We start from the raw sequence: 26,589 nt of genomic DNA, 5'->3' as shown, positions 1-26,589 counted from the left end.
CCCGCCCTCCATGGGGGGGGGGGGGGGGGGCCCCCCCCCCCCCCCACCCTCCATCCTGCCCGACGTACCGATCATGACGCTTCATATCCGCACCCCGCTCCTGCATTCCCTGCCGATGTCCGCGCGACTCGGCAAGACCGTATGGCTCAAGCTGGAAGCCCTCCAGCCGAGCGGGTCGTTCAAGCTCCGGGGGGTGGGGCACGCATGCCTGACCCATGCCGATCGTGGCGCGCGGCGCTTCGTGTCGTCGTCAGGCGGCAATGCGGGCGTCGCCGTGGCCTACTGCGGCCGCATGCTGCGTATTCCCGTGACCGTGGTGGTGCCCGAAACCACGTCGGCGCGCGCGCTCGAACTACTACGCCTCGAAGGCGCCGAGGTCATCGTCCATGGCCAATCGTGGGCCGAAGCAAACGCGCTCGCGCAGTCGATGCTCGACGAACACACCGCCTTTATCCATCCGTTCGACGACCCGCTGCTGTGGACCGGTCACGCGTCGCTGGTCGATGAAGTCGCCGAAGCCGGCGTCCGGCCCGATGCCGTGGTGCTGTCGGTCGGCGGCGGCGGCTTGCTGAGCGGCGTTGCCGAAGGCATGCACCGGCAGGGCTGGGACGACGTGCCCATCGTCGCGGCGGAGACGCACGGCACGGCATCCTTCGCCCGTTCGCTCGAGGCCGAAGCGGTCGTGGAGCTGGCCGCGGTGACGGGCATCGCCACGTCGCTGGCCGCCAAGCGGCCGGCGACGGAAGCCGTGGCCTGGAGCCGCCGGCGGCCGATCGCGAGCGTGGAAGTCTCGGACCGCGAGGCCGTCGTCGCCGCGTTGCAACTGCTGACCGACCATCGCCTGCTGGTGGAGCCGGCATGCGGTGCCGCCCTTGCCGCCGTGGAGAAGCATTCCGCCGCGCTGGCGGACGCGAAGGAGATCCTGATCGTCGTCTGCGGCGGCGTGGTGGCCACGCTCGCGCAACTGCAGGAGTGGGAGCGCACGCTCACCTGAGCTCCCGGCGCATATATGCGCGAAACGATGAAGCCGCGACAGCGGCGGCACATGTGGTTATCTGATTCGATTCGTTGTGGCGGGTGGGTTTCCTTCATAGGATGGACGCCCCAATCATCCCTGCCATCGACCCATGAAAACATCGTTTCGCAGCTGGCTGATCGCCGGCGCTGCCTTTGCTTTACCGTTTGCCGTCGCCGGTAGCGTGGCGGCCGCCGAGCCGTTGCCGAAGGAAGTGCGCATTGCCTATAGCGGCGGCGCGCAGCTGATCGTCAATGCCAAGGTCGATGGCTCGCTGGAGAAGGCATTCGGTGTGCCCGTCAAATGGGTGCAGTTCGGCACCGGCGCGGACGTGCTAAATCTGTTCGCGAGCAACAGTATCGATATCGCGAACTTCGGCTCGAGCCCTACGGTCTCCGCCATCGTGCGCAAGCTCCCGATCGAACTGGTCGGCGTCTCCGCGGATATCGCAACCTACGAGCGGCTGATCGCGCGCAAGAGCAAGAACATCCAGTCGCTGAACGACCTTGCGGGCCATACGGTGGGCTACCCCGCCAACTCCACGGCACAGTACGCGCTCGACACAGCCATCCAGCTCAACAAGATCGACCGATCGAAAATCCGCTTCGTGCCGCTCAAGCCGGACGAACTGGTTGCCGCATGGCGGCGCGGCGACGTCGATGCCGGCTATGTATGGGCCCCGTTCAACTCCACGCTGGAGGCGAACGGTGGACAGCCGATCTTCTACACGAAGGATCTGAAGAAGGACGGCTACCTGATCTTCAATGGCATCTCCATCAGCAAGGCGTTCGGCGAGAAGCATCCGGAGCTCGTGGCCAGGCTGCTGCTCGTGCTCGAACAGCAGGTGGCGAACTACCGCAAGAATCCGCAGGCCGTGGCCGAGGCCATCGCGAAGGAGCTGGGTTCCACGCCGGCCGCCGTGACGGACTCGATCAATGGCAACGAGTATCCGACGATTGCCGATCAGCTCAAGCCGCAGTGGTTCGGTGACGGCACCAGCCCCGACAGCAGCACGCTGGCCGGCGCGGTGCGCAAGACCGCCGATTTTCTCGGCAGCATCGACCAGATTCGCAAGCAGGACATTCCGGCCTCGTTTGCGACGTCCATCAACCCCCGGTATCTGAAGCTCGCGCAGCAGATCAAGGCGGACAAGTAAGGCAGTGGTGCTGGATCGCCGGTATGTCAGCCTGTCAGTCAGCACGGCGGCGGTAATTGCCGTGCTGGCGCTGTGGCAGATCGCGGGCAGCCGTGGATGGGTCGATGCACTGTTCCTTCCGCCGCCGACCGAGCTTGCCGTTTCGTTCTCTCACCTGTGGCGGGACGGCTATGGGCAGATTCCGCTGTGGAAGCACGTCGGCATCAGCTTGGCGCGCGCAATGTCCGCATTCGTCGCATCGATCGTCATCGGCGTGCCGCTGGGACTGCTGATGGGACGCAGCGCCGCGCTTGCCGCGGCACTGAACCCTTTCGTGCAGTTTTTGCGGCCGTTACCGAAGATCGCGCTGATTCCGCTGACGATCGTATGGCTAGGGATCGATGAAGCCTCGAAGTTCTTTCTGATCTTCATCGCCACGTTTCTCAATGTGCTGGTCGGTTCCGCGGCGGCCGTGCGGGGCGTGTCGGAGGGGTATATCCGCGTGGCGCAGACCCTCGGCCTGAACCGGCGGCAGGTGTTCTGGCGCGTGGTGTTTCCGCATTGCGCCGGGGATCTGTTCACCACTGTTCGCCTGTCGATCGGCATCGGCTGGACCGCGCTCGTGGCGGCCGAACTGGTGGCGTCGAGCGCGGGCGTGGGCTGGATGATCGTCAATGCCGGCTCCTATTTGCGGACCGATGTGGTGATGATCGGCATCCTGATCCTCGGTATCGTCGGTTATGCACTCGACGTGGCGCTGGTCGCGCTGCAGAAATGGATCGTTCCCTGGGCGGGCAAGGCATGACACATATCGTTCTGGACGACGTGACCTTCGCGTTCGACGCGGGGGCGCGGACGGTCTCGCCACCCGTGCTCGATCACGTGAACCTTTCGATCGGCGAAGGCGAGTTTGTCGTACTGCTCGGCCCCTCGGGCTGTGGCAAGTCCACGATCCTCAATCTGATTGCCGGTTTCGAGCGACCGCTTGCCGGGCGCGTGGTCAGCAATGGCCGTACCGTCGAGGCGCCATCCCCGGAGCGCGGCATGGTGTTCCAGCAGCCGATGCTGTATCCGTGGCTCGATGTCTGGGGCAATGTTACGTTCGGCGCGCGTATGCGTGGCACGAAGGCCGCGGCGTACACCCCGCAGGCCGAACTCCTGCTCTGGCAGATGGGGCTGCTGCCCTACCGCCATGCGTCGCCGTGGGAATTGTCGGGCGGCATGCGCCAGCGCGTCGCACTCGCGCGCGCATGGATCATGCAGCCCGACATCCTGCTGATGGACGAACCATTCGGTGCGCTCGATGCGCAGACACGCGCGTTGATGCAGGAACTGCTGCTGCAGACCTGGGCGCAACGCCGCACGACCATCCTGTTCGTGACGCACGACGTCGATGAAGCGCTGCTGCTGGGAACGCGCATCCTTGTCATGTCCGCGCGTCCCGGCCGCATCCGCGAGGAAATCCGCGTGCCATTCCAGTATCCGCGCGACGCGGAGGCACTGGCCACGAACCCGGCGTACGGCACCATCCGCGCCCATGCGCTGCACCTGGTGAGAGAGGAAGCGCGCAGGCATCTGGAGGCGATGCAACCGGGTACCGCGCCGTTGTCGGCCTATCCGCCCGCGGATCTCATACGGCGGGTTTCATAGCGCGGGGCGCAGGTTGCGGACCGGGCTCACCGATTCGAGCAGGGATGCCAGATGCAGGAGGGTGGACTCCGCGAGCCACTTGCCGACGATCTGCACATTGATCGGCAGGCCCTCGCTGCTCGTGCCGAACCGCATCGACAGGCCCGGCAGTCCGGTCACATTGAGCGGGACGGTGGCACCCTGCAGATAGGTGGCATCGACGGTCTGGCCGTTGATCGTGAATGACGACTGGCCGTGCTTGTGTGCGGGGATGGGCAGGACGGGCGTGATCAACGCGTCGTAGCGCGAGAAGTAATCGGCGTAGCCGTCGCGCAGACGTTCGGCGGCCTGTTCGGCTTCGATGTAGTCCTGCATCGACGTATCGGGCAGCGCGAGCATGGTCTTGGCCATCATGTAGAGCTCGTCGTCGCGGCGGCCTGCCGTTGCGGCCTGGAACGCGGGCTTCATTTCCATGACATGGAGGCGATTGAACACGTCCAGCGCGAAGTCCTGCTCGAGCGCGGGGATGCGCACGGGCTCGACGAAGACACCGGTATCCCTGAGCGCGTCCGCGGCGGCGCGCACCGTGGCGGCCACTTCCGCATCGATGGGACCGAAGCCCGGCTCGACGAGCCAGCCCACCCGCAGCTGACGATAGGGCGAACGGCCGATACCGGCATCGAACGGCGCGGTGCTCGTTGCGAAGGCGTCGAGGCCGTCGGGGCCGGCCAGCTGCGAGAAGGCCAGGGCCAGGTCGCGAATCGACCGGGCCATCGGGCCGACGTGCCAGAAGCGGCGGGGTGCGCGCGGCCAGATACCGGTCATCGGCACGCGACCGTGCGTGGCCTTGAGCGAGACGATGCCCGTCTGCGCGGCCGGACCTCGCACGGAGATCGCGAGATCGGTGCCGAGGCCGATCGGCGACATGCCGGCTGCAATCGCCGCGGATTCCCCGCCGCTGGAGCCGCCCGGCGTGCGATCCAGATTCCACGGGTTGTTCGATCGGCCCGAGAGCAGGTTGTCGCTTTCGATCCAGTACGAGAACTCGGGCAGGTTGGTCTTCGCCAGCAGGATGCCGCCCGCGCCTTTCATGCGCGCGACGCTCGTCGCATCGGCGTCCGGCATGCGCCCCTTGAAGATCGGCGAGCCGCGCTGGGTCGGCACGCCCACGGTGTCGATCGAATCCTTTGCCGTGAATGGCACGCCGTGCAGGGGGCCGAGCGCTTCGCCGGCGAGCACCGCCGCTTCGGCTGCCCTGGCGGCCTGCATCGCGTCATCCGCGATCGTGACGATCGCGTTGATCTTCGGATCGACCTCGGCGATACGGTCGAGATGGGCCTGCACGACCTCGACGGGAGAGACCGCCTTGGTGCGAATGAGTTCGGCCAGCTTGGTGGCGTCGTGATGGATGAGTTCGGATGTCATTGGAGTGGCCTCGTCGATGGGGGGGATCTGGGCAAACGCGGCGGTCCCGGGATGACAAGTTTGTCTACCTAACGTTTGTTAGGGTGAAAGATAGACGCTATGATTCCGCTCGTCAACACCTTTCGTCCGAGGGTCACTTTTCGTCCGAGGGCCACTTCCGTGCGCGTATCGGCGCGAAGAACTGGATGACGTAATCAGTCAGGGCAAGCCATGCCCTAGGCCGTGAGCCGTAGCCCGAACCACCAGAGATCGACCCGCGCGAACCAGTGGCCGTCGTGTTTGCCGAAGCCGATGCGGGCCATGCGGTTGGCGGGGTTCAGGGGCAGGTAGGTGAGCTTCATCGCTTGCAAAACCGGGGGCACATGACAAAAGGCCCCCGATCTTACAGGCGAAGCGCCCGGGCGTTGCCGCGCGCGTTACCGCTGGTCCGCGGGAATGGCGTCCAGCAACGCCTGCCCGATCGCGACGTGGCCCTGCGCCTTCAGCGCTTCGCCGGTGCTCACCTTGTCGCGCACATCGCGGTTCTGGCTCAACTTGAACTTGCCCACGAGCTGTTCGATTTCCACCTCGATGCCCACGATGGCCTTGAGCATCGTGTCGAGAAAATCGGCCGGCGCCTCGCCCATCTTCCATGGCTTTGGCTGGGTGGCTTCGTGCGTGCGCGTGAGCCTGGCGACGACACCGCGCACGTAGCGCTCGTCGTCGCGGATCGTGATCTTGCCGTGGGCGTGCACCACGCGGTAGTTCCATGTCGGCACGGCCTTGTGGGTCTCCTGCTTGCTCGGATACCAGTTCGGCGAGATATAGGCATCTTCCGCGCGGAACACGACGAGTACGTCATCGCCGCTTTTCACGTCCTGCCAGACCGGGTTGTTGCGCGCGACATGGGCATGGAGGATGCCGTGCCTGCCAGCGGCCGCATCGAGCTCGAAAGGCAGGTGATTGGCGTCGAGGCCGGCCTTGCCATGGGTCATGAGGATCGCGAACGGGAACTCACGCATCAGCCGATGGAGGTCTTCGACGTTGGTGGCTTCGAAATGGGCAGGGACGTACATGTTCGGTTCCGCGTGGGGCGTTGTTGGGAGGGGCTAACCGCATGCAGGCATGATGGCCCTTCTTCATGCCACCGTGAAGGGCCATTTTCGATCGAATTCACTGGACCAGTATTCCAGGCCGGCGTTTCTGTGCCACCGTACGGCGCGCGCTGCTGTTGCGCGCCCTGGCCGCCGTGGCGATCACCGCGGCGAGCCGTTCCACGGCTTCTTCTGTTTGCGCGTCGGGGTAGCCACCCAGGCCCAGGATCAGGCCGGGCCGGCGACGGCCTGGCGTGTACAGCGGCGAGACGGGCCGGACGGCCACGCCCGATTCCATGGCCTTCGCCGCGACCGCCACATCGTCGATCCCGTCGGCAAGCCAGAGGACGACGTGCATGCCCTGGTCGCCGGGCTGCAGCCATGCGCGTTTTGCCGGAATACGCGCTTCGATCGTCGAGATCAGGTGCTGGCGACGCTCCGCATAGACCAGCCGCACGCGCCGGATATGCCGATCCAGATGGCCTTCCGCGATATACGCCGCGAGGGTGTGCTGGTCGGCGCTCGGCGGATGCCGGTCCATGAGGCCGCGTGCGCCGCAGAATGCCGGGACGAGATGTTCCGGCACGATCGCATAACCGAGCCGCAGCGACGGAAACAGGATCTTGCTGAACGTGCCGAGGTAGATCGTGCGATCGGGCGCCAGGCCTTGCAGCGAAGGGAACGGATGCCCGACGTATCGCAACTCGCTATCGTAGTCGTCTTCGACGATCCATGCGCCGTTCTCCCTGGCCCACGTGACGAGCGCGGTGCGCCGGGCCATGCTGAGCGGCATGCCGAGGGGATACTGATGCGATGGCGTCACGAACGCCACGCGCGCGTGTGGCGCGGCGCGAATGCCCGCGTCCACGTCGATTCCCGATTCATCGACGGGTACGCGCATCATGCGCTCGCCCGCGCCGGTCGCTTCCAGTATCCCTGTGATGCCGCGATAGGCGGGATCCTCGACCCATGCAAGGTCCGCAGGCTCCAGAAGTATCTGGCAGGCGAGGTAGAGTCCCTGCTGGGTGCCCGCGGTGACGATGACCTGCTCGGGTGCGCAATGCACGGAGCGCGACTTGCGCACGTAATCGGCAATGGCCGCGCGCAATGCGGGCACGCCCTGCGGATCGTCGTAGCCGGACGGCGCCGCCGCGCGCAGTCCACGCGTGCGATTGCCGAGTTTGCGCCAGGTGTCGTCAGGGGAAGTGGGACCGATCGGGACCGACACGGCGAACGGAACGGACGGTAGTGGCGTGAACTGGCGGGCCACCTCCGCGAATGCGGCCGCGCGGGGCGGCAGCTTGGGCGCGGCGGCGGGTTTCCTCGTCCGCCTTTGCGCGGTCGATACCGGCACCGCAGACAGGCTGCTCGACACGCGCGTGCTCGATCCCGCCTGCGCTTCAAGAAAACCTTCCGCGATCAGTTGCTCGAATGCATTGGTCACCAATCCACGCGAGATCCCGATCGTGCCAGCGAGATACCGCGTGGAGGGAAGCGATTCGCCGGGCTTCAGTTCCCCCGCGCGAATGGCCTCCCTGAGCACCAGCGTCAGCTGCCGACCCAGCTCGCCCTTCGTGCGATCGAGCTTGCCCATAAAGGGCAGTTCCGTACCTTGACGGCGTCTTGGCATGAATACCGGCTCACTGATTGGTTTCGATAAGGGTCACATACGATAAACCAGTCGGTCGGCGGCCGCGTAGTTGGATTCACGCAACGCCCCGCTGCCGGGGGTTGCGAGCCACGTGCGGCTCATATCAAAATCCCCCTCCAGCAGTTGATTCTGCCGATGCAACGAGCGACCTTGCATCGGCCACCGCTCCGAAGGAGAGCTCCCTATGCGTTGTACCGCTTCCATCATCTACTGACACCCGATTCCTGCGTCCCGGCCGGATCGTGTGGATTCCCGATTCGGCCCGGCGCGGCAGCGGCTCGTTTGTGAGCTCGCGTTCCGCAAGCCCCGGCCCATCGCAGCCGGGGTTTTTTGTTTTAAGGAACGCGACATGAGTGTCACGATGGAAACCCGCGCCCCCGATCCGGGCAGGGAAGCCCACACGCCGTTCGATGCGGCGATGGCGGAACGGCAGCGTCGTCTGCCCGACGCCGCCACACAGCTCAAGCTCGAATTGCACGGCATCGATGCCGTCATCGATCAGGTCATCGACGCGGTGCGCGCATGGTATGTGCTGCCGCAGGTCATCACGCGCCCGGTCATCGTTTGCCTCTGGGGGCTGACGGGGACCGGCAAGACGCAACTCACGCGCCGGCTCGCGCAATTGCTCGGCTTCTACGATCGCTTCGTGGAAGTGCAGATGGATGGCTTCAGCAACGGCTCGGGCAGCCGGGGCACGACGGTGTCGGGCATGCTCGGCAACTCCGGCATCACGGAAGGCGAGCCCGGCATCCTCGTGCTCGACGAGTTCCAGCGCTTTCGCACCGTGGATGACAAGGGTAAGGATCTGACCGCATTGCGCTATCAGGACGTGTGGGCGCTGCTGTCGGATGGCCGTCTGCCGCCCGCGGTAGGGTCGTTGCAGGAGATCGAGCGCAAGCTGGCCGATATGCGCCATACCGAGGAGCGCGCCGCCCGCGAGCACGACGACGATGAACCGGACAGTGACAAGCGTCGTCGTGCCGCGCCGCTGCGGTATCGCCTCGACCCGTGGGATGCGCAGGATATCCGGCAGATGCTCAAGCTCAGGGAGCCGCTGCTGGAGATCATGGAGTGGCCCGCCGCGCGCGTGCATGCATTGCTGCAGGAATTCCAGCGCTCGCAACAGTCCTGGGAGACCGACTACAGCCGGCTGCTGATCTTCGTAAGCGGCTATCTGGACGAAATGTATGCGCACGTCGGCTACAACAGCTTTAGCCGGTTGCAGGCGGTCACGCGCCAGAACAGCCTGGACCGGATCTGCACCATCCTCGCGGGGCGTGCCGCGGAGTCCCTGGTGTTCGGCGAGATGGCGTGCACGACCGGGGCCGAGCACGACTACCGCCAGGCGACGGAGGCCGCATCGCGATATCTGCGTTATCACGGGTTCGGCGAGCGCATCAGCCGCACCGATGTCACGAGCAATCCCGACGATCACGTGAATACCGACGTAGAGCCGTCGAACGTTGCCATGGAGGAACTCCTGCGCGAGCAATACACGCGCGCGACCGACCTGCTCCGGCGGCATCGCGCGGTATTCAAGGCCGTGGCCAATCAACTCATGCAGGACGGACAGGTCCTGCCGGACGCAATGGTCCGGCTGCTCGCCGCGCATGGTATCGAGTCGGTGGCATCGGCGGCCGCGCAGGATGGCGAGGGCAGCGCGGTGCTGGAATCGTTCGCGGAGCGCCTCGAACGATTCAAGGAATAAGGCATGCGTCGCTCAATACGCAAACTCCGCCACGACATTCGCCACCGTCCGAAGCGATTGCCCGAGCATATCCTTGTCCACCGAGCCGAGGGCAAGCCGCAGCGCGTGCGGGACATGCCTCGATGTCGCGTACGGATGGGCCGTGGAGACCAGCACATGCGCCTGCATCAACGCCTTGCTTATGACGTCGGCGCGGACGTCTTCCGGTAACGGCAGCCATACGAAATACGAGGCCGGATGGCGGATGGGTTTCAGGTGACCCAGCACGTCGCTGACGATCTGTTGCCGTTGTCTGGCGTCGCGACGCTTCTCGGCCTCCAGCGCTGTCACCGTGCCGTCTTCGATCCATCCGCACGCGATGGCGGTCATGAGGGCGGGTGTGTGCCAGGTGGTCGCGCGGATCGTGCGCTCGATCTTCGCCATCGCCGCGGGCGGTGCGTGAACGCTACCGACCCGTAGCCCGGTGGCGACACTCTTCGATAGGCCCGACACGTGGACCGTGATGTCCGGCGCCAGCGCGGCGAGGGGTGGCGGCGCGCGTTCTTCAAGGAATGCATAGGCGCCATCTTCGATCAGCGTGAGTCCGTGGCGCCTCGCGAGGGCGACGAGTTCCCGCCGGCGTTGCGCACCCATGACCCATCCCAGCGGGTTGTGCAGCGTGGGCATTGTATAGAACGCGCGCACACGCCGCCGTTTGCACAACTGGGCCAATGCATCGAGGTCCGGGCCACGCCCGGCCGCCAGGACGGGTACCAGTTCCAGATGACAGGCTTCCGCCGCGAGCTTGAAGCCGGGATAGGTGATGGCATCCGCGGCGATCACATCCCCGGGCTCGAACAGCGCCATGGCGCTGACGGTCAATCCGTGCTGCGCGCCGCTGACCAGCACCGTGTCGGCGGCTGAGGCCGACACGCCGCGGGTGCCCAAATGACGTGCCATGATCGCTCGCTCGTGCGCGCGTCCCCCATGCGGCTGGTAGCGAAGCATCGCTTCGATATCGCCGGATCCGGCAATCTGGCGCAGCGCCGCGCGCAGCAGATCCGACTGCCCCGGCACGGACGGATTGTTGAAGCCGAGGTCGATCGTGTCGGTGCTCCACGCAAGCAGATCCACGCCGTGGCCGACCGGCAGGACCTCCTTCACGAAGGTGCCGCGTCCCGTCTCGCCACTCACGAGCCCCATGGCTTCCAGCTCCGCGTAGACGCGTGTCGCCGTTACCAGCGCAAGCCCTTCCCGTCTTGCCAGGTCACGGTGCGTCGGCAATTGTGCGCCCGGACGCAGCCGTCCCTCGCGGATATCGGCGGCGTATCGGTCGACGAGGGTCTTGTAGCGGAGCTTGGGCATCGGCGCCTCCCGGCATGCAGGTATCGCCCGTATTGTATCCATGACAATAATTTGTTTGTCATGGAACTACGCCATACGATGCGGACAACCATTACTAGGGCTTGTCCGCGCCATGGATCTCAACGTCACCACCATCCTCGTCACATTTCTCGGTGTTTTCCTGATCTGCTTCATGAAAGGCGCGTTCGGTGGGGGCTTCGCCATCATCGGCATTCCCCTGCTGTCGCTCGTGATGGATCCGGTCACGGCAGGCGGACTGCTGGCGCCGCTGTTCATCGCCATGGACCTCTACGGCCTGCGTTACTGGAAGCCGTCTACGTGGTCGAAGCCCGACCTGCTGCGGCTCGTGCCGGGGCTCGTCATCGGTATCGGCATCGGGTATGCGCTGTTCCAGGTGTTGGATCATCGCGCGATCTCCATCGTGATGGCCGCGGTAACGCTGATCTTCGTAGGCTTGTGGCTCGTGCGCGGCGGAGAGGTCGTGACCCGCCCGCGGTCTTCGTCCAAGGCGGTCGCGGCCGGCCTCACGTCGGGCATCACCACGATGGTCGCGCACTCGGGCGGGCCGCCGCTGGCGATGTACCTGCTGCCGCTCGGGCTGAGCAAGCAGGTCTATGCGGGAACGACGAGCCTGTTCTTTACCGTGGGCAACCTGCTCAAGGCCATTCCATGGCTGGCACTGGCCAGGCCGGCGGGTGCCACCTGGACGCTGATGGCCATCAGCCTGCTCGCGGTGCCGTCAGGCGTCTGGCTCGGATGGCGCCTGCACGACCGGCTGGATCAGCGGCAGATGTACAGGGTGTGCTATGGGCTGCTGGTGGTGACCGCGATGAAGCTGCTCTGGGATGGGGTCGCAGGATAGTATCCGAGGCCCGTTCGCGAATAGCCGCGCAGCATGGCACGGAGCTTGCGATACTATGGGGATGAAGACCTTCCACTGCACGCACTGCCAGAGTCTCGTCTTCTTCGAGAGCTTCGTTTGCAACCGCTGTCACGCGCTGCTCGGCTATGTGCCCGGCGACGGGGAGATCTGCGCGTTCGAGGGCGGCGATGCGGAAGGGTGGAAAAAACTACCGGACGCGTCCGGACAACGCTTCAAACGATGCGCCAATTTCGCGCAGGAAGCCGTCTGCAACTGGATGGTGCCCGCCGACGACCCGAACCCGTTCTGCGAATCCTGCCGGCTGACGCGCGTCATTCCCTCGCTTGCCAAGCCGGACAACCGGCTCTACTGGTATCGGCTGGAGCAGGCCAAGCGCCGCCTGCTGTATTCGCTGTTCGCGTTGCGCCTGCCCACGCGGTTCAACGCGGACGGGGGCGCGCTGACGTTCCAGTTTCTGGAGGACCTGTCCGTCACCGAACCCATCATGACGGGCCACCACAACGGCAGCATCGTCGTCAACGTCAAGGAAGCGAACGACGTCGAGCGTGAAACCACGCGCGCGTGGGCGGGGGAGTCGTATCGGACGCTGCTCGGGCACCTGCGGCACGAGTCCGGTCACTTCTACTTCCAGCAGCTCGTGGCCCGCACCCGCCGTATCGGGCCCTTTCGCAAGCTGTTCGGCGACGAGCGGGCCGACTATGCGGCCGCGCAGAAGCACTATTACGAAGCCGGGCCGCCCGCCGACCACGCCGACCGGTTCATCAGCGCCTACGCCGCGATGCATCCGTTCGAGGATTGGGCAGAGACGTGGGCGCACTACCTGCATATGGTCGATACGCTGGATACCGCGAACTGGTGCGGACTGACGTTGCAGCCGCCGGCACGGCAGGATCCCGGAACGACCGATCGCACGCCCGTGGGTCGCTCGGACTTCCAGGGCCTGATGGCCCGGTGGCAGCCGCTGACGTATGCCATGAACAGCCTCAATCGCAGCCTGGGGGTGCCCGATGCTTACCCCTTCTCGCTATCGCCGGCCGCGGTGGACAAACTGCACTTCGTCCACCGCGTGATTGCCGCAACCGGGCGGCGGCACGCCGTCTAGTCGTTGCGGTGGAGGGCATTGCGCGCCTGCCGCCATTCGACGAACAGTGCGTAGTCGGGATCGGCCCTGACGGCGTCAGCCTTATCGGGGCTGGTTGCCCTGCGGCCATTGCTGTAGGCATCCCATGCAATCGCTTCGATGCGCTCTAGCGCGGCGTCCTCGGCGCGGAACGCGGGATCGTAGAAGCGCGCGCGGAAGCGTCTGCCAAACTCTTCGCGCGTCAGATACTCGTCGTTCTCCGCGCCGTTGCGGCTGTCCGGCACTGCGTCGTCAATGTACGTCTTGATCATCCCGTGGAGCATGCAGTCACCTGTTCCTTTCTTATTGCGGTGGTTGGCCGTTCGATGCGCTGAGCCCGCCGTCCACTGGCAGGTTCACGCCCGTGATGAAGCGCGCGTCCTCGCTGGCGAGGAATGCGATGACATCGGCGATGTCCTCGGGTTCCGCCGTGCGGCCCAGCGCGATCCGCTCGCGGAATTTGTCGAGCAGCTTTTCGTCCTTGAACATATCCACCGTGAGGTCGGTTCGCGTGAGCGTCGGGCACACCGAGTTGATGCGCACGCCGTCGCGGCCGTAGTCCAGTGCCAGCGAGCGCGTGAGGTTGACCACGCCGCCTTTGGCGGTGTTGTAGAAGGCCATGTTCCAGTCCGCGCCGAGTCCCGATACTGACGCGGTATTGACGATGCAGCCCTTCGTCTTCATCAGGTGCGGCAGCGCGGCACGCGCGCCATGAAACACGCCGTCGAGGTCGATCGAGATCACCTTGTGCCAGGCGTCCACGCTGTCCTCGGTCGCGCGGCCTTCGGACGCGACGCCTGCGTTGTTGACCATCACATCGAGCCTGCCGTACTTGTCCACCGCCGCGCGCACGAGCCCTTCCACCTGATCGTAGTCGCTGACATCGGCCACGCGCACCAGATGCTTGTCGTTCGGCAGCGTGGCCGCGACCTTCTCCAGCTTTTCCCGGGTGCGGCCCGCAAGGACGACGCGCGCGCCTTCCACGGCGAATCTTCGCGCGGTGGCGGCACCGATGCCGGAGCCGGCCCCGGTCACGATGACTACCCTGTTCTCGAATCGCTTCATGATGTTTGCTCCGATAAGTTCAGAAGGCCTACGCGCAATTTCCATACCGTGATGGCATGGCAGCGATGGATGCCGCTGTGGCGCGGGCTTCACCGCGCCTGTCGCGTGTGCGTGCCGGAGAAAAGGCCGGGCAAAAATGCAGCAATCGGCCACATGTACGCGTAATCCCGAACGGTACGCATTTTGCTCAGGAGTCAGGCCGCAGCGGCAAACGGCGTATTTGCCGAGGTTTTTCCCAAGCTATTGCAACTTCCCCACGGAGATTCAACATGGACAAGTCAAAAATTCCCGTCGAACAACGGCCCGCACTCGCACTGCTGCTCGATGACCATCGCGCGGTCAAGAAGCTGTTCAAGGAGTTCGAGGGCGCGAAGAAGGACGCCGACAAGCAGGCCATCGCCACGGAAACCTGCCACCAGCTGACCGTGCATGCGCAGATCGAGGAAGAGATCTTCTATCCCGCGCTGCGCGGCGTATCGGACAAGATCGACGACATGCTCGACGAGGCCAAGGTCGAGCATGAGGTGGCCAAGGCGCTGATCGCCAAGATCGAGTCGGGAGAACCGGAGATGCTCGACGCCAACTACAAGGTGCTGACCGAGTACGTCGGACACCATGTGGAGGAAGAAGAGGGCGAGATGTTCACGGCGGTGATCAAGGCCAAGATCGATCTGCGCGACGTGGCGAAGCAACTCGAGGCGCGCAAGATGGAACTGCTTGGGGAGCTTGCCTGACCGACTCGGGCGATGCGTGCGTCAAGTACTACCTCGCGCCATAGCGAGGTAGTGCGGAATGCGCGCAAGAGCCCACTCCGCCGCGGCGTCGCGAATCTCGTTGCGCTCACCCTGAAACCGCTTCGTCTCGCTGAACGCCGCGGGCTCCTGGCCGCGCCCGGCCGCGCGCACGATCCACGCAAAACACTGCGTTCCCATGGGCGTGCCGTCATCGGCGCCCTCGTCGGCGACGCCGGTGTTGGCCACCGCGATGGTGGCGTCGGAGATGTTCAGCACACCGCGCGCCATCGCGAGCGAGACGGCCTCGCTCGTCAGGCCATGCCGCTCGATCAACGCGGGCGCTACCCCGAGCACGTCGATTTTTGCCTCAGGCGCATACGTGACGATGGCCAGCCGCAGGCAACTGCCGCAACCCGGCACTTCCGCCAACTTTGATGCAATGAGGCCGGCCGTGCATGACTCCGCCGTGGCCAGCGTCATCCCGCGCCGCATCAAAAAATGCGCGACCTCATGTGCGTCATGCATGCTCGCCCTCCGGATGCCGCGTCGAAGCGTGTGCTCGTAGTGTTGGTTGCGCGGCGTGTCGCCCGCAATCGGCGACTGTCCTACATCGGTGCGGCGAAGCCGCTCGCCTGCGGACCAAAACCAGGTGGCCACAGCGAGTTCGGGCCATCGGTCAGCTGATCGCGCAGGAAGTTGACGCAGACGTTGATCTTCGCGGACTCCGACAGCTTGCCCGTGGTCACGGCCCAGATGTCGATGGGCCACCGGTAGGCCGGCAGCACATGCACCAGTTGTCCGGCCTGCAGGCTGGCCGCGCAATCCCATTCCGCGAGCCGGATGATGCCGTGGCCGTCGAGCGCCCAGCGGCGGATGATGTCGTTGTTGTTGGACGAGAGCGCGCCCGTGACCTTGACCGCCTCCAGTCCCTTGGGTCCAACCAGGCGCCATGTGCCGAACGGCTGATCGCGCTCGCGGAATACGAGGCATGCGTGCTGCGATAACTCGGCCAGCTGGCCCGGCGCGCCATGGCGGGCGATGTACTCGGGCGCCGCGCAGAGTATCCGATTGCATTGCGTGATCCGGTGCGCGACCAGATGCGGCTCGGGAACGCCACCGATGCGGATATCGACGTCATAGCCTTCGCTCAGCAGATCCACGGGGCGGTCGAGCACATCGAACGAGACCTCCAGCTTTGGGAATCGCTTGGCCAGTTCGGAGATGGCCGGGGCAACGTACTTGCGTCCGAGCCGGAAACTGGAGCTCACGCGTAACCGGCCCTGCGGCTCGCTCTCTTCCTCGGCAAGCGCGTCCTGCAACTCCTGCACGTTGCCAAGAATGCCGCGCGCCGCCTCGAACACCCGCTCCCCCTGCGCCGTGGGGCTGACGCGGCGCGACGTCCGGTGCAGCAGCCGCACGCCGAGGTCGCGCTCCAGCAGCGAGATGCGCTTGCTGACATACGAGGGCGACATGCCCAGTTCGCTCGCGGTGCGCGCAAAGCTGCCCAGGCGCATCACTTCCACGAACAGTTTCAGGTCGGTAAGGTCGGGGACATTGAACACGATTCGTGGATCATAAAGTGACAATCAGGGGATTCTATTCTGATCCGTCATCGATGAACATCTCGATACCGCCTCACCGAAGGCGGACCCATCAAGTTGGGACGGAGACAATGAACCCATTCAATGCATTCATATGGCCGGCGTGGCGCTCGGCGCTAGGTAGCCTTCTGCTGGCCACGGCGATGCAGCCGGCACTCGCCGAGGACCCTTATCCTTCGCGGCCCATCACGTGGGTCGTGCCCTTTGCGGCGGGCGGGCCCACCGACGCGATCGCGCGCAACGTGGCCCAGCGCGTGTCCACGGTGCTCGGCAACACCATCGTCATCGAGAACGTGCCGGGCGCCGGCGGCACCGTGGGCGCGGCCAAGGTCGCGCGGGCCCGGCCCGATGGCTACACGCTGTTCGTGGGCCATACGGGCACGATGGCCGCGGCCCCCTATCTATTCAAGACGCTGAAATATGACCCCGCGAAGGACTTCGTGCCGGTGTTCCGCTTCCCCGACACCCCCATGGTGCTGCTGGTCAAGAACGGGTCGCGCTTCAAAACCGCGACGGAACTCCTCGACGAGGCGCGCAAGAACCCCGGCAAGCTGACCTTTGGCACGGCGGGCGTCGGCTCGTCCTCCCACCTTGCGGCCGAGCATCTGGCGTCCACGGCGAAGGTGAAGTTCACCTTTATCCCATACAAGGGCACCGGTCCCGCGATGAGCGACCTGATGGGCGGGCAGATCGACGCGATGCTCGACCAGACCAACGTGAGCCTGCCGCAGACGCAGGGCGGCAGGCTCACCGCGCTGGCGCTGACCTCGCGCGCCCGCATGGACATGTTCCCCAACGTGCCGAACCTCACGGAGCGCGAGTTGCCCGGATTCCTCGCATTCACGTGGTACGGCATCTATGCGCCCACGGGCACGCCGCAGAACGTGGTGGACACGTTGAGCAAGGCCTATACGAAGGCGCTGGCCGATGCGGAGTTCACGGGCGCGCTCAGGAAGCAGGGTATCGACGTACTGCCGGTGGACAAGGTCGGGCCGGAAGCGCTCAAGTCGTTCACGGCCAGCGAGGCCGTGAAATGGGAAAAGGTCATCAAGGACGCGGGCATCCCGCCGCAATAACAGGAATATCCAGACATGAAGATCCGCCACATCGAAGCCATTCCGCTCGACATGGAGCTGAGCGAAGTATTCAAGGGAGGCACCTATCAGGTCGCCACGCGCCCGACCATCGTCACGCGCGTGCATCTGGAGAACGGCATCGTCGGCGAAACCTATGGCGGCGACGAGTTCCACACGCAGGGCCAGATCGTCGATGTCATGCGCAACCACCTCGGACCGCTGCTGGCCGGCGAGGACGTGCGTGACTTCCAGCGGCTGTGGGAGAAGATGTTCCATATCGACCTGGACCTCGGCAACCGCGGGCTGCATCAACTCGACATGCACCCGCGCGGCATCCTGCTGCAGGCCATCAGTTGCCTCGACAATGCGATGTGGGACGCGCGCGGCAAGCTCTATGGCACGCCCGTGTACAAGCTGCTCGGTGGCGTGCGCGACAAGGTGCCGGTGATCTCGATCGGCGGCTACTACCCGAAGGACGGCCGCGATCCGCTCGAGGCCATCGCGGAAGAAGTCGATATGGTGCGTGCCGCCGGTTGCATGGGCATCAAGATGAAGGTGGGCCGCGCGACGCTCGAAGAAGATTTTGCGCGGGTCCGCGCGGCCCGCGAGGCCGGCGGCAAGGACTTCATCATCACCGTGGACGCGAATCAGGGATGGGATCCGCTCGATGCCGTGAAATTCTGCGTGGCCATGGAACGCGCGGACCTCGGCGTGCGATGGATGGAGGAGCCCTGCAAATGGTATGACCAGACCGACGGGCTGATGCTGCTGGCGATGAAGACGTCGATTCCCATCAACGTGGGGCAGGGCGAGATCAGCGGCCGCGCGTGCCGGGACCTGATCACCAAGGGCGGCGTGTCGATCCTCAACCTCGATTGCACGCTGTGCGGCGGCGTCACCGAATGGCAGCGCGTGGCGGACATGGCCAGGCTGATGAACGTCGAAATGGCGCACCATGAAGAGCCGCAGGTCGCGGTACATCTGATTGCCGCCAACCCCCATGCGCTGTATGTGGAGATCTTTGCGAACCGCAAGCGCGATCCGCTGCTCTGGGAGCTTCCCGATGGCTTCCCGAACATCCGGAACGGCTATATGGATGTCCCGCAGGAACCCGGCCTCGGCATCAGGCTCCGGCCGGAGGTCATCGAACGCTATCGCATCGACAAATGATCGCGCCGACGGCTCAGAATGCCGCGCGAATGGTGCCGCCATCGACGCGGACGGTGGCGCCGCTGATGTAATCCGCGAACGGGCTCGAGAGGTAGGCCACGGCTCCGGCGACTTCTTCCGGGCGGCCGAGGCGGCCCACGTCGTTAGGCACGAGGTCGCGCACGCAGCCGCGCTCGATATCGTCCCAGTCTTCGCCCCACCCGTATTTCGGCGCAATGGTCTCCAGCAGTTCTCTGACCGATGGCACGAGAATCGCACCCGGCGCGACCACGTTCGATGTCACGCCGGTGTCCTTGAGGTCCCGTGCCAGCGACACGGCGAGGTTGTGGCGCGCGGCGAGAGACGCGTTGTAATCCGGTTGCATCGGAATGGGCTGCCCGGCCAGGCCGCCGCCGATCTGGATCACGCGACCCCATCCGCGCGCGCGCATCGCGGGCACCAGCCGCTGGATCATGCGCACGCCGGAGAGGACATTGACCTGATAGGTCTCGACCCATGTATCGGGCAGCGCGGTCGTCCAGTTCAGGTGGTGATAGTAGCCGGCGTTGTTGACGAGAATGTCGATCGCGCCGCGCTCGCTGGCCATGGCGGCCACGGCATCGGCCCCATCGTCCGTGGCCAGGTCTCCCAGCGCCACTTCCGCGATGCCGCCCTTTGCCGCGATCTCCGCCGCGACGGCTTCCGTGCGTCCGGCATGGCGGCCATGCACGACGACCGTGGCGCCTTCGGCGGCCAGCAGCTTCGCGATGGCCTCGCCCAGCCCGGCGCTCGACCCCGTGACGAGCGCGCGTTTTCCCTTCAGATTCAGATCCATGAACGATTTCCTGCTTCAAAATTTCTACTAGTGTAGAATTTCATGAGCCAAAAGTATACGGGTGTGTGATTATGCAAGAGCTTGGCAGGAAGGGTGCCGCGACGCGGCAAGCGATTCTCGACGCGGCGCGCGGGGTCTTCACCGAATCGGGCTATGACGCCGGCGTCCGCGAGATTGCCGAGCGCGCGGGCGTCACCGCGATGCTCGTCAACCGCTATTTCGGCTCGAAGGAGCAGCTGTTCGAGGAGGTCGTGGATACGGTGCTGTCGGCGCCCGGCATCCTGACGCGCGAGACGATGAAGGATGCGCCCGATCTTGCCACGCTGTGCCGCGAGGTCGCCGGGGCGCTGCTGGCGCGTACCTCGCCCGCGTCGACGCCGATGGATGGATTCCTGATCCTCCTGCGATCGTCGAACAACCCGCAGGCCACGGCCATCCTGCGCAAGAAAATCGATACGCACTTCGCGCGGCCACTGGCGGCGCTGCTGCCGGGCGCGGACGCCGCGCAACGGGCCGCGGTCTTCCTGGCCGTTATCGCCGGCGTGCAGCTGATGCGGCAGGTGATCGACGTACCTTCGCTGCGGCGCGCAACGCCGGAGCGTCTCGGCAGGCAACTGGAGGCGTTGCTCGTCGTCGCCCTCGAGACACCGGATGGATCGCGGGTCTCCGGTCGCGCCGGCGCCGGCAAATAACCCAATCGATCTATCGACATGTGGAAATCATCTTTGCGGGGCCATGAGTGCCATTGGAGAATGGCATCGCGCAGAGGCCGACCGCCGATGCGCGACCTCGCCGGGTTCACGGCGGCCACCTACAAGACCGATCATGTCCGTACTCGAACTTCGTCGCAGTCTTCGCCATATCCTCGTCGCGGCCTCGCTGTCGGGACTGTCGCTCGCCGCGCTCGCGGACACCACCATCCTGAACGCGGCCTATGACGTCACGCGCGAGCTCTACAAGGACATCAATCCGGGCTTCGTCGCGCAATGGAAGAAGGATACCGGCGAAACCGTGACGGTCAATCAGTCGCACGGCGGCTCCAGCAAGCAGGCGCGCTCCGTGGCGGACGGTCTGGAAGCCGATGTCGTGACGATGAACCAGGAGACCGACATCGACCTGCTGGTCCAGCGCGGCATCGTCGCCAGCGACTGGAAGACGCGGTTGCCCAACAATGCGTCGCCGTACTACTCGACGATCGTGTTTCTTGTCCGCAAGGGCAATCCGAAGCAGATCCACGACTGGGACGACCTTGGCCGCGCCGGCGTGCAGGTCATCGTGCCGAACCCCAAGACCTCGGGCAACGGCCGCTACACCTATCTGGCCGCGTGGGGCGCGGCGATTCGCAAGGGCGGTACCGAAGCGCAGGCGCGCGAGGCCGTGACGAAGCTGTTCCGCAACGTACCGGTCCTCGATACCGGCGGCCGTGGCGCGACCACCACCTTTACCCAGCGCCAGATCGGCGACGTGCTGGCCACGTTCGAAAGCGAGGTTCACCAGATCCGCAAGGAACTCGGCGACAACTTCGAGGTGGTCTACCCAAGCCAGTCGATCATCGCGGAGGCACCGGTTGCCGTCGTGGACAAGGTGGTGGACAAGCGCGGCACGCGCAAGGTCGCCACGGCCTATCTACAATACCTGTGGTCGGAGCCCGGCCAGGAACAGATCGCGAAGCAGTTCAACCGCCCGCGCTCGGCCGCCGCGCTGAAGGCGCATGCCGACGTGTTCAAGCCCATCAAGCTGTTCTCGATCAACGAAGTGTTCGGTAGTTGGGCCCAGGCCCAGGCGCGCCACTTCAACGATGGCGGCGAGTTCGACAAGCTCTACCAGGCGCGCAAGTAAGCGCGGCACCTCATCCCTGCGCAGTCCTGCGAGCAGGACGGGTCGTGGTCAACAAGGAACCTTGAAATGAAAACCAGCGCACGCAACCAGTTCTCCGGTATCGTCGGCCAGGTCACCGCAGGCGCCGTCAACGACGAAGTCACGATCGAGACAGACGGCGGCGCGCAAATCGTCGCGACCGTCACGCACGACAGCGCCAGCCGTCTGGGTCTGAAGGCCGGCGCCAGGGCCGTCGCGCTGGTGAAGGCGACGTCGGTGATCGTCATGGTGGATGCCGACGCCAGCAAGGTATCGGCGCGCAATGTCGTGGACGGCAAGGTGACCGCGCTGACCAAGGGCGCGGTCAACGCCGACGTGACCATCACCGGTTCCAACGGCCTGGCGGTGTCGGCCATCATCACCAACAACAGCGTGGATCGCCTCGGCCTGGCCGTCGGCTCGGCCGCGGCTGCCATGTTCAAGGCATCGAGCGTGATCGTCGGTATCGACGGCTGATATCGGGGCCCATAAAGGCGGGTGTCGCCTGATCGGCCGCGCATCATCCCAGAAGCTGGAGATGCTCCACAACGATGATGACGCCGATGCCGATCAGGATCACGCCGCCGATGGCCTCGCTCCAGCGGCCCAGCGCGGGGCCGACGAGGCGTCCGATCATGACGCCGAGCGTGACCATGAGCGTGGTGGCGAGGCCGATGGCACCGGCGGCGAGCATGATGTTGACGTTCACGAAGGCAAGGCCCACACCGACCGCCATCGCATCGATACTGGTGGCGAAACCCGTGACCGCGAGATTCCAGAACGAGTGCGATTGCGGCTTGTCCTCATGCGCTTGGTCGCTCGAGAACTTGAAGATCATGCGCAGGCCAAGCACGGTGAGGAGCCCGAACGCAATCCAGTGGTCCCACGCGGTGATATAGCTCGACGCCGCCCTGCCAAGTGCCCAGCCCACCGCGGGTGTGATCGCTTCGATAACGCCGAAGATAAGGCCCGTCTTGATGGCTTCCGTCAGTCTGGGCCGATAGAGCGCGGCCCCTTTCCCGATGGCCGCGGCAAACGCGTCCGTGGCCATGGCGAATGCCAGCAGGATGATCGATACCAGTGTCATGGATAACAAACGGGGGCCGGCAACAGATGGACCAATGACTTTGTCGTTCAGTGCCAGCCCCGGCTGGTGAACGAAAAGTCAAAGGTCTCGCAGAACGGGCTTCCCTTGCAGAAGCCTGCCGCCGACGCCATGGCCAGATGACCAAGTGTGTTGACGCCGGCGCCTCCAGCATGTGGAGGCAAGCTACTCCCCTAAGACACGCCGATGCTAACACGATGCCGGGAGGCCTGCCACCTTCAGGGTTTATCGCCTGATCTCATCGCAGGGACCGGAAGCTCGCGCGGACCTCGGCCGTGAACGCCTGCGGTTGCTCCCATGCCGCGAAGTGCCCGCCCTTGGGCAGCCGGTTGAAGTGGATCAGTTTCGGATACGCACGCTCGGCCCAGCTGCGCGGCGCCGCGTAGATTTCATCGGGGAACACGCTCACCGCGACCGGAATGGCCACATGCTTCGGCGCGAAGAAGTTGAGCTTGTTCTCCCAGTACAGGCGCGCCGACGAGACGGCGGTGTTCGTCAGCCAATACAGCGTCACGTTGTCGAGCACGTCATCGCGCGTGAGTCCCTCTTGCTGGCCATCGAACACACGGGCGATCAGCGCCTGGCTCGCGGCGTCGTGGTCGAGCATCCATGCCGCGAGGCCCACCGGCGAATCGGCCAGCGCGTAGAGCGTCTGCGGGCGGTTCGCCATCTCCAGCGCATAGCCGAGCCCGTGCTTGTAGAACGTGTCGAGCTGCGCGTACGCATGCCGCTCGTCGTCACCGAGGCCAGCGGGGGCATCGCCGCCGGCCTTCAATGCGCTGGCGATATCGTCCGGAATCGTGGCGGGCATGTTCGTATGAATGCCAAGCAACGCCGGCGGCGCGATCAGCGCCATCTGCTCGGTGACGGCATTTCCCCAGTCGCCACCTTGCGCAACGTAACGCGCGTAGCCGAGCCGCTGCATCAGCGTGATCCACGCGCGTGCAATGCGCGCGGGGTCCCAGCCCGTGGCGGTGGGCTTGCCGGAGAAGCCGTGGCCGGGCAGGGAGGGAATCACCACATCGAACGCATCGGCCGCCGACCCGCCATACGCGGTCGGGTCCGTCAGCGGACCGATGATCTTCAACTGTTCGATGATCGACCCAGGCCAGCCATGGGTGATGACGATGGGCAACGCATTCGGATGCTTGGAGCGAACGTGGATGAAATGAATATCGAGCCCGTCGATCTCGGTCACGAACTGCGGTACGGCATTGAGACGCGCCTCGACCTTGCGCCAGTCGTAGCCCGAGGCCCAGTATTGCGCGAGCTTGCGCATGGTCGCGAGCTGCACGCCCTGCGAGGCATCGGCAACGGTTTCGCGCTCGGGCCACTGCGTCGCGCGAATACGCTGGCGCAGGTCGGTCAGGCGTGCCTCCGGCACGTGCACGCGCAGCGGGCGAATGGCGGTGCTGCCCGCCTGACTGGAGATCTGCGTGATCGATGCATCGCCGCCGGCAAAGGCCAGTCCACTGAAGGACGCCGTTGCGACAGCGGCCGCCGCCGCGCCGATAAAGTGGCGCCGTGATGCGTGCAGCGGGGAAGTTTGGGGAAAGCGATCGGTTGACATGCCAGCTCCTGTTTCTTGTCTCGATCGCGGCATGAATGCCGCGGGTTGAGACCAGTATGGAAAAGCGGCAGCCAAAGCGGAACGGTTCCGGGCGTACAACTCTTGTGAGGGCTGGGAACAATGTCGCTAGATCAGCGACGCCAGCATCGGCAGATCGATGTTGCCGCCCGACAGCACGATGAGTGTGTCGCGACCGCCGGGTCGCAGGTGGCCCGCGAGCAACGCGGCCAGCGCCACGGCGCCGCCGGGCTCGAGCAGGAGGCGTAGCTCCTCGAGGCCGAAGCGGATGGCGGCGGCTACTTCGTCGTCCGACACGGCAAGGGCGGCGTCGAGACGGTGGCGGTTGATCGCAAACGGCAGCTCCGCGGGGCAGACGGCCTGCAGGGCATCGCAGATCGACGTCGCATCGGGCGTGTTGCGCGCGCGCTGGCCGCCACGCAGGGAGCGCACGGTATCGTCGAAGTCTCGCGGTTCCACGGCGACCAGTTGCGTGTCCATGCGCCGTCCGCCCAGCGCAAGCGCGCAGCCCGCGAGCAGGCCGCCGCCGCCACATGGCGCCGCGAACGTGCCGAGGTTCGCCAGCGCATCGGCGGGCAGGTCGTCCAGTGCCTCGCGCGCCACGGTGCCCTGCGCCGCAATCACATCGGGATTGTCGCCGGGCGGCACCAGCGTGCCGCCGGTCGCCGCGAGCAGGCGCATGCCGATGGCCTCGCGGCTTTCGGTCCGGCGATCGTAATGGACCACGCGCGCGCCCTGTGCCTCGGCACGCGCCACCTTGTTGCGCGGCGCGTCCGCGGGCATGACGATGGTCGCGGGCATGCCAAGCTGCCGCGCGGCCCAGGCGATCGCCTGCCCGTGGTTGCCCGTGGAGTAGGCCACGACCCCGCGCCGGCGTTGTGCGGCGTCCATGGCCAGCAGCGCGTGGAAGGCGCCGCGCGCCTTGAACGAACCGGTGACCTGCAGGCATTCGGGTTTGAGCCAGATTCGGGCGCCGGCAATGCGGTCCAGCGTGGGCGAGCGCAGCAATGGCGTGCGGACGACGTGCGGCGCGATGACCGCCGCGGCACGTTGCACATCCGCGTAGGTCGGTACGCGCAGCGTGCCGAGCGTTTCGTGCTCGATATGGGAGGCGATGATGTCGTTGCGCATGAGGTTCAGTGGGCCATCAGTCTGGAAAGGAAGTCCCGTGCGCGAGCGGTCGCGGGTGCGGTGAAGAACGCCTCCGTAGAGACGTCCTCGATGACTTCGCCGTGGTCCATGAAGATCATGTGGCTGGCCGCGCGCCGCGCGAAGCCCATCTCGTGGGTGACTACGGCCATGGTCATGCCGTCCTGCGCCAGCTCGAGCATCACGGCGAGCACTTCGCCGATCATCTCGGGATCGAGCGCGGAGGTCGGCTCGTCGAACAGCATGACCGCGGGATCCATCGCAAGCGCCCGCGCGATCGCGATGCGCTGCTGCTGACCGCCGGACAACTGGCCGGGGTACGCATCGATCTTCGTCGGCAGGCCAACGCGGTCGAGCAACGCGCGCGCCCGGGTCTCGGCCTCGGCGCGATCCCTGCCGAGCACACGCACGGGGGCGAGGCACAGGTTGTCGAGCACGCTGAGGTGCGGATAAAGCTCGAAGTGCTGGAACACCATGCCCACGCGTGCGCGCAGCTTGTGCAGATCGGTGCGTGGGTCGCCCAGCAACTTTCCATCCACTTCGATGCTGCCGCCCTGAAAAGGCTCCAGCCCGTTGAAGCATTTGATGAGCGTGCTCTTGCCGGAACCGGAGGGGCCGCAGATGACGGCGACTTCGCCACGGCGGATGGTCAGGCAGCAGCCCTTGAGCACCGGGGTATCGCCGTACGACTTGTTCAGCTGCCGTACGGCGATCATGGCGTCGCTGGCGGACGGCGGCGATTCGACGGGCGAGCGGGCGAAGGACGGGGTATGCGTTGCGGCAGTCATGCATGGCTCCATCGGCGTTCGGCGACATGCGCGAGCGCGGAAAATGACACGCAAAGCGTGAAGTAGACGAGCGCGGCGAACACGTACATCTCGACGAGGCGGTTCTCGCGCGTGGCGACGATGCCGGCCGATGTCATGAAGTCGCGCAATGAAATGACGTACACGAGCGAGGTGTCCTGGAACAGGATGACCGCCTGCGTGATCAGCACGGGCAGCATGTTGCGCAGCGCCTGCGGCAGTACGACGAAGCGCAGCGCCTGCGCGGGACGCAGGCCGGAGGCCGCGGCGGCTTGCCATTGGCCCGTCCGCACGCTCTGCAGGCCCGCGCGCAGGATCTCCGAGTAGTACGCGGCCTCGAACAGCGAGAACGCGATCAGCGCGGAAGGCATGGCGCCCACCGGGCGGCCGACGATCAGCGGCACAAGGAAGTAGAACCAGAAGATCACGAGGATCAGCGGTACGGCGCGAAAGCCGTTCACGTACAGCGCGGCGGGACGCGCGAGCCAGGGCCGGCCGGAGAGCCGCGCGAGCGCGAGCAGCAATCCGAGGAACAGGCCGGCAACCATGGCGACAAGTGTCACCAGCACGCTGGTGCCGAGCCCGTCCAGCAGAAAGGGCCACGACCGCGCGATGATGGAGATATCGAAACCGTTCGTCAT

At 65.4% G+C, this 26,589-nt stretch carries 28 protein-coding genes and 1 riboswitch; of the genes, 13 read left to right on the top strand and 15 right to left on the bottom strand.

Annotated features, from left to right (window positions below; all coding sequences use genetic code 11):
- Positions 1 to 73: 73 nt before the first annotated feature.
- The 4 genes from AAHB16_RS18875 to AAHB16_RS18860 all read left to right on the top strand — a co-directional run bounded on the left by AAHB16_RS18875 (position 74) and on the right by AAHB16_RS18860 (position 3,800).
- On the top strand, positions 74 to 994 hold the full coding sequence (locus AAHB16_RS18875; protein WP_342051707.1) for a pyridoxal-phosphate dependent enzyme: 921 nt from the start codon (positions 74 to 76) through the stop codon (positions 992 to 994).
- A 133-nt stretch (positions 995 to 1,127) separates the two neighbouring features.
- Positions 1,128 to 2,171: a taurine ABC transporter substrate-binding protein gene (locus AAHB16_RS18870; protein WP_342051701.1), complete on the top strand. Its 1,044-nt coding sequence runs from the start codon at positions 1,128 to 1,130 to the stop codon at positions 2,169 to 2,171.
- 4 nt (positions 2,172 to 2,175) lie between these two features.
- Positions 2,176 to 2,955 carry an ABC transporter permease gene (locus tag AAHB16_RS18865; protein ID WP_342051700.1) on the top strand — a complete coding sequence of 260 codons (780 nt, stop codon included), beginning with the start codon at positions 2,176 to 2,178 and terminating at the stop codon, positions 2,953 to 2,955.
- Positions 2,952 to 3,800 (top strand): ABC transporter ATP-binding protein, encoded by an 849-nt coding sequence (locus AAHB16_RS18860; RefSeq protein ID WP_342051699.1) that lies wholly within the window; start codon positions 2,952 to 2,954, stop codon positions 3,798 to 3,800. Before AAHB16_RS18865 ends, AAHB16_RS18860 begins: the two co-directional genes overlap by 4 nt.
- On the opposite strand, the gene AAHB16_RS18855 is transcribed toward AAHB16_RS18860, so the two are convergent.
- The 4 genes from AAHB16_RS18855 to pdxR all read right to left on the bottom strand — a co-directional run bounded on the left by AAHB16_RS18855 (position 3,795) and on the right by pdxR (position 7,907).
- Positions 3,795 to 5,204, bottom strand: coding sequence for an amidase (locus tag AAHB16_RS18855; RefSeq protein WP_342051698.1), 1,410 nt, complete (start codon positions 5,202 to 5,204; stop codon positions 3,795 to 3,797). The two genes, AAHB16_RS18860 and AAHB16_RS18855, sit on opposite strands and share 6 nt — an antisense overlap.
- 215 nt (positions 5,205 to 5,419) lie before the next feature.
- Positions 5,420 to 5,545, bottom strand: coding sequence for a hypothetical protein (locus AAHB16_RS18850; protein ID WP_263364840.1), 126 nt, complete (start codon positions 5,543 to 5,545; stop codon positions 5,420 to 5,422).
- A 75-nt stretch (positions 5,546 to 5,620) separates the two neighbouring features.
- On the bottom strand, positions 5,621 to 6,259 hold the full coding sequence (locus AAHB16_RS18845; protein WP_150375278.1) for an FMN-binding negative transcriptional regulator: 639 nt from the start codon (positions 6,257 to 6,259) through the stop codon (positions 5,621 to 5,623).
- A gap of 97 nt (positions 6,260 to 6,356) precedes the next feature.
- Positions 6,357 to 7,907: a MocR-like pyridoxine biosynthesis transcription factor PdxR gene (gene pdxR / locus AAHB16_RS18840; RefSeq protein WP_342051697.1), complete on the bottom strand. Its 1,551-nt coding sequence runs from the start codon at positions 7,905 to 7,907 to the stop codon at positions 6,357 to 6,359.
- A 370-nt stretch (positions 7,908 to 8,277) separates the two neighbouring features.
- Between pdxR and AAHB16_RS18835 the strand changes: the two genes are divergently transcribed.
- Positions 8,278 to 9,636, top strand: a complete 1,359-nt coding sequence (locus tag AAHB16_RS18835; protein WP_342051696.1) for an AAA family ATPase — start codon at positions 8,278 to 8,280, stop codon at positions 9,634 to 9,636.
- Positions 9,637 to 9,648: 12 nt separating this feature from the next.
- Here the strand turns inward: AAHB16_RS18835 and AAHB16_RS18830 are convergent, their stop codons facing one another.
- Positions 9,649 to 10,980 (bottom strand): aminotransferase-like domain-containing protein, encoded by a 1,332-nt coding sequence (locus AAHB16_RS18830; protein WP_342051695.1) that lies wholly within the window; start codon positions 10,978 to 10,980, stop codon positions 9,649 to 9,651.
- A 112-nt stretch (positions 10,981 to 11,092) separates the two neighbouring features.
- Between AAHB16_RS18830 and AAHB16_RS18825 the strand changes: the two genes are divergently transcribed.
- Both AAHB16_RS18825 and AAHB16_RS18820 read left to right on the top strand, forming a co-directional pair.
- Positions 11,093 to 11,842 carry a sulfite exporter TauE/SafE family protein gene (locus tag AAHB16_RS18825; RefSeq protein ID WP_150375274.1) on the top strand — a complete coding sequence of 250 codons (750 nt, stop codon included), beginning with the start codon at positions 11,093 to 11,095 and terminating at the stop codon, positions 11,840 to 11,842.
- A 61-nt stretch (positions 11,843 to 11,903) separates the two neighbouring features.
- Positions 11,904 to 12,965: a zinc-binding metallopeptidase family protein gene (locus AAHB16_RS18820; protein ID WP_342051694.1), complete on the top strand. Its 1,062-nt coding sequence runs from the start codon at positions 11,904 to 11,906 to the stop codon at positions 12,963 to 12,965.
- Here AAHB16_RS18820 and AAHB16_RS18815 read toward each other — a convergent pair.
- Together AAHB16_RS18815 and AAHB16_RS18810 are read right to left on the bottom strand one after the other, a co-directional pair.
- Positions 12,962 to 13,267 (bottom strand): hypothetical protein, encoded by a 306-nt coding sequence (locus AAHB16_RS18815; protein WP_342051693.1) that lies wholly within the window; start codon positions 13,265 to 13,267, stop codon positions 12,962 to 12,964. The two genes, AAHB16_RS18820 and AAHB16_RS18815, sit on opposite strands and share 4 nt — an antisense overlap.
- A 19-nt stretch (positions 13,268 to 13,286) precedes the next feature.
- Positions 13,287 to 14,048, bottom strand: coding sequence for an SDR family NAD(P)-dependent oxidoreductase (locus AAHB16_RS18810; protein WP_150375272.1), 762 nt, complete (start codon positions 14,046 to 14,048; stop codon positions 13,287 to 13,289).
- Between the two features lie 269 nt (positions 14,049 to 14,317).
- Between AAHB16_RS18810 and AAHB16_RS18805 the strand changes: the two genes are divergently transcribed.
- Entirely contained in the window at positions 14,318 to 14,782 is a 465-nt protein-coding gene (locus AAHB16_RS18805) for a hemerythrin domain-containing protein (protein WP_150375271.1), read from the top strand.
- Between the two features lie 21 nt (positions 14,783 to 14,803).
- Here AAHB16_RS18805 and AAHB16_RS18800 read toward each other — a convergent pair whose 3' ends face one another.
- Both AAHB16_RS18800 and AAHB16_RS18795 read right to left on the bottom strand, forming a co-directional pair.
- A complete protein-coding gene (locus AAHB16_RS18800) occupies positions 14,804 to 15,307 on the bottom strand; it encodes a CinA family protein (protein ID WP_342051692.1) in 504 nt (167 codons plus the stop codon).
- 80 nt (positions 15,308 to 15,387) lie between these two features.
- On the bottom strand, positions 15,388 to 16,344 hold the full coding sequence (locus AAHB16_RS18795) for a LysR family transcriptional regulator (protein WP_191002401.1): 957 nt from the start codon (positions 16,342 to 16,344) through the stop codon (positions 15,388 to 15,390).
- Positions 16,345 to 16,454: 110 nt separating this feature from the next.
- On the opposite strand from AAHB16_RS18795, the gene AAHB16_RS18790 reads away from it, so the two are divergent.
- Both AAHB16_RS18790 and AAHB16_RS18785 read left to right on the top strand, forming a co-directional pair.
- On the top strand, positions 16,455 to 17,459 hold the full coding sequence (locus tag AAHB16_RS18790; RefSeq protein ID WP_342051691.1) for a Bug family tripartite tricarboxylate transporter substrate binding protein: 1,005 nt from the start codon (positions 16,455 to 16,457) through the stop codon (positions 17,457 to 17,459).
- A gap of 15 nt (positions 17,460 to 17,474) precedes the next feature.
- On the top strand, positions 17,475 to 18,629 hold the full coding sequence (locus AAHB16_RS18785) for a mandelate racemase/muconate lactonizing enzyme family protein (RefSeq protein ID WP_342051690.1): 1,155 nt from the start codon (positions 17,475 to 17,477) through the stop codon (positions 18,627 to 18,629).
- A 13-nt stretch (positions 18,630 to 18,642) separates the two neighbouring features.
- On the opposite strand, the gene AAHB16_RS18780 is transcribed toward AAHB16_RS18785, so the two are convergent.
- Positions 18,643 to 19,443, bottom strand: coding sequence for an SDR family NAD(P)-dependent oxidoreductase (locus AAHB16_RS18780; protein WP_342051689.1), 801 nt, complete (start codon positions 19,441 to 19,443; stop codon positions 18,643 to 18,645).
- 71 nt (positions 19,444 to 19,514) lie between these two features.
- On the opposite strand from AAHB16_RS18780, the gene AAHB16_RS18775 reads away from it, so the two are divergent.
- The 3 genes from AAHB16_RS18775 (at position 19,515) to AAHB16_RS18765 (ending at position 21,777) form a co-directional block, all read left to right on the top strand.
- Entirely contained in the window at positions 19,515 to 20,135 is a 621-nt protein-coding gene (locus AAHB16_RS18775) for a TetR/AcrR family transcriptional regulator (protein ID WP_342051688.1), read from the top strand.
- Positions 20,136 to 20,268: 133 nt separating this feature from the next.
- Entirely contained in the window at positions 20,269 to 21,282 is a 1,014-nt protein-coding gene (locus AAHB16_RS18770; RefSeq protein WP_150375264.1) for a sulfate ABC transporter substrate-binding protein, read from the top strand.
- A 66-nt stretch (positions 21,283 to 21,348) separates the two neighbouring features.
- Positions 21,349 to 21,777 carry a TOBE domain-containing protein gene (locus AAHB16_RS18765; RefSeq protein WP_342051687.1) on the top strand — a complete coding sequence of 143 codons (429 nt, stop codon included), beginning with the start codon at positions 21,349 to 21,351 and terminating at the stop codon, positions 21,775 to 21,777.
- Between the two features lie 43 nt (positions 21,778 to 21,820).
- Here the strand turns inward: AAHB16_RS18765 and AAHB16_RS18760 are convergent, their stop codons facing one another.
- The 5 genes from AAHB16_RS18760 to AAHB16_RS18740 all read right to left on the bottom strand — a co-directional run bounded on the left by AAHB16_RS18760 (position 21,821) and on the right by AAHB16_RS18740 (position 26,589).
- On the bottom strand, positions 21,821 to 22,387 hold the full coding sequence (locus AAHB16_RS18760) for a manganese efflux pump MntP (protein ID WP_342051686.1): 567 nt from the start codon (positions 22,385 to 22,387) through the stop codon (positions 21,821 to 21,823).
- Between the two features lie 52 nt (positions 22,388 to 22,439).
- Positions 22,440 to 22,591, bottom strand: a riboswitch (yybP-ykoY riboswitch).
- Between the two features lie 52 nt (positions 22,592 to 22,643).
- The gene (locus tag AAHB16_RS18755; RefSeq protein ID WP_342051685.1) at positions 22,644 to 23,975 is read right to left on the bottom strand and encodes an epoxide hydrolase family protein; all 1,332 of its coding nucleotides are present in this window, start codon (positions 23,973 to 23,975) and stop codon (positions 22,644 to 22,646) included.
- 126 nt (positions 23,976 to 24,101) lie between these two features.
- A complete protein-coding gene (locus tag AAHB16_RS18750; RefSeq protein ID WP_342051684.1) occupies positions 24,102 to 25,124 on the bottom strand; it encodes a threonine ammonia-lyase in 1,023 nt (340 codons plus the stop codon).
- A 5-nt stretch (positions 25,125 to 25,129) separates the two neighbouring features.
- Positions 25,130 to 25,858, bottom strand: coding sequence for an amino acid ABC transporter ATP-binding protein (locus tag AAHB16_RS18745; RefSeq protein WP_342051706.1), 729 nt, complete (start codon positions 25,856 to 25,858; stop codon positions 25,130 to 25,132).
- A gap of 68 nt (positions 25,859 to 25,926) precedes the next feature.
- Positions 25,927 to 26,589: an amino acid ABC transporter permease gene (locus tag AAHB16_RS18740; RefSeq protein ID WP_150375259.1), complete on the bottom strand. Its 663-nt coding sequence runs from the start codon at positions 26,587 to 26,589 to the stop codon at positions 25,927 to 25,929.

Origin of the sequence: Cupriavidus sp. OTU4054 (assembly GCF_038440175.1) — a bacterium.
Classification (GTDB): Bacteria; Pseudomonadota; Gammaproteobacteria; order Burkholderiales; family Burkholderiaceae; genus Cupriavidus; species Cupriavidus pauculus_D.
This window is presented reverse-complemented; position numbering and strand designations above follow the sequence as displayed.

Coding starts and splice junctions, on each gene's coding strand:
- AAHB16_RS18875 (WP_342051707.1), top strand. CDS start 74: ATGACGCTTCATATCCGCACCCCGCTCCTGCATTCCCTGCCGATGTCC.
- AAHB16_RS18870 (WP_342051701.1), top strand. CDS start 1,128: ATGAAAACATCGTTTCGCAGCTGGCTGATCGCCGGCGCTGCCTTTGCT.
- AAHB16_RS18860 (WP_342051699.1), top strand. CDS start 2,952: ATGACACATATCGTTCTGGACGACGTGACCTTCGCGTTCGACGCGGGG.
- AAHB16_RS18855 (WP_342051698.1), bottom strand. CDS start 5,204: ATGACATCCGAACTCATCCATCACGACGCCACCAAGCTGGCCGAACTC.
- AAHB16_RS18850 (WP_263364840.1), bottom strand. CDS start 5,545: ATGAAGCTCACCTACCTGCCCCTGAACCCCGCCAACCGCATGGCCCGC.
- AAHB16_RS18845 (WP_150375278.1), bottom strand. CDS start 6,259: ATGTACGTCCCTGCCCATTTCGAAGCCACCAACGTCGAAGACCTCCAT.
- pdxR (WP_342051697.1), bottom strand. CDS start 7,907: ATGCCAAGACGCCGTCAAGGTACGGAACTGCCCTTTATGGGCAAGCTC.
- AAHB16_RS18835 (WP_342051696.1), top strand. CDS start 8,278: ATGAGTGTCACGATGGAAACCCGCGCCCCCGATCCGGGCAGGGAAGCC.
- AAHB16_RS18830 (WP_342051695.1), bottom strand. CDS start 10,980: ATGCCCAAGCTCCGCTACAAGACCCTCGTCGACCGATACGCCGCCGAT.
- AAHB16_RS18825 (WP_150375274.1), top strand. CDS start 11,093: ATGGATCTCAACGTCACCACCATCCTCGTCACATTTCTCGGTGTTTTC.
- AAHB16_RS18820 (WP_342051694.1), top strand. CDS start 11,904: ATGAAGACCTTCCACTGCACGCACTGCCAGAGTCTCGTCTTCTTCGAG.
- AAHB16_RS18815 (WP_342051693.1), bottom strand. CDS start 13,267: ATGCTCCACGGGATGATCAAGACGTACATTGACGACGCAGTGCCGGAC.
- AAHB16_RS18810 (WP_150375272.1), bottom strand. CDS start 14,048: ATGAAGCGATTCGAGAACAGGGTAGTCATCGTGACCGGGGCCGGCTCC.
- AAHB16_RS18805 (WP_150375271.1), top strand. CDS start 14,318: ATGGACAAGTCAAAAATTCCCGTCGAACAACGGCCCGCACTCGCACTG.
- AAHB16_RS18800 (WP_342051692.1), bottom strand. CDS start 15,307: ATGCATGACGCACATGAGGTCGCGCATTTTTTGATGCGGCGCGGGATG.
- AAHB16_RS18790 (WP_342051691.1), top strand. CDS start 16,455: ATGAACCCATTCAATGCATTCATATGGCCGGCGTGGCGCTCGGCGCTA.
- AAHB16_RS18785 (WP_342051690.1), top strand. CDS start 17,475: ATGAAGATCCGCCACATCGAAGCCATTCCGCTCGACATGGAGCTGAGC.
- AAHB16_RS18780 (WP_342051689.1), bottom strand. CDS start 19,443: ATGGATCTGAATCTGAAGGGAAAACGCGCGCTCGTCACGGGGTCGAGC.
- AAHB16_RS18775 (WP_342051688.1), top strand. CDS start 19,515: ATGCAAGAGCTTGGCAGGAAGGGTGCCGCGACGCGGCAAGCGATTCTC.
- AAHB16_RS18770 (WP_150375264.1), top strand. CDS start 20,269: ATGTCCGTACTCGAACTTCGTCGCAGTCTTCGCCATATCCTCGTCGCG.
- AAHB16_RS18765 (WP_342051687.1), top strand. CDS start 21,349: ATGAAAACCAGCGCACGCAACCAGTTCTCCGGTATCGTCGGCCAGGTC.
- AAHB16_RS18760 (WP_342051686.1), bottom strand. CDS start 22,387: ATGACACTGGTATCGATCATCCTGCTGGCATTCGCCATGGCCACGGAC.
- AAHB16_RS18755 (WP_342051685.1), bottom strand. CDS start 23,975: ATGTCAACCGATCGCTTTCCCCAAACTTCCCCGCTGCACGCATCACGG.
- AAHB16_RS18750 (WP_342051684.1), bottom strand. CDS start 25,124: ATGCGCAACGACATCATCGCCTCCCATATCGAGCACGAAACGCTCGGC.
- AAHB16_RS18745 (WP_342051706.1), bottom strand. CDS start 25,858: ATGATCGCCGTACGGCAGCTGAACAAGTCGTACGGCGATACCCCGGTG.
- AAHB16_RS18740 (WP_150375259.1), bottom strand. CDS start 26,589: ATGACGAACGGTTTCGATATCTCCATCATCGCGCGGTCGTGGCCCTTT.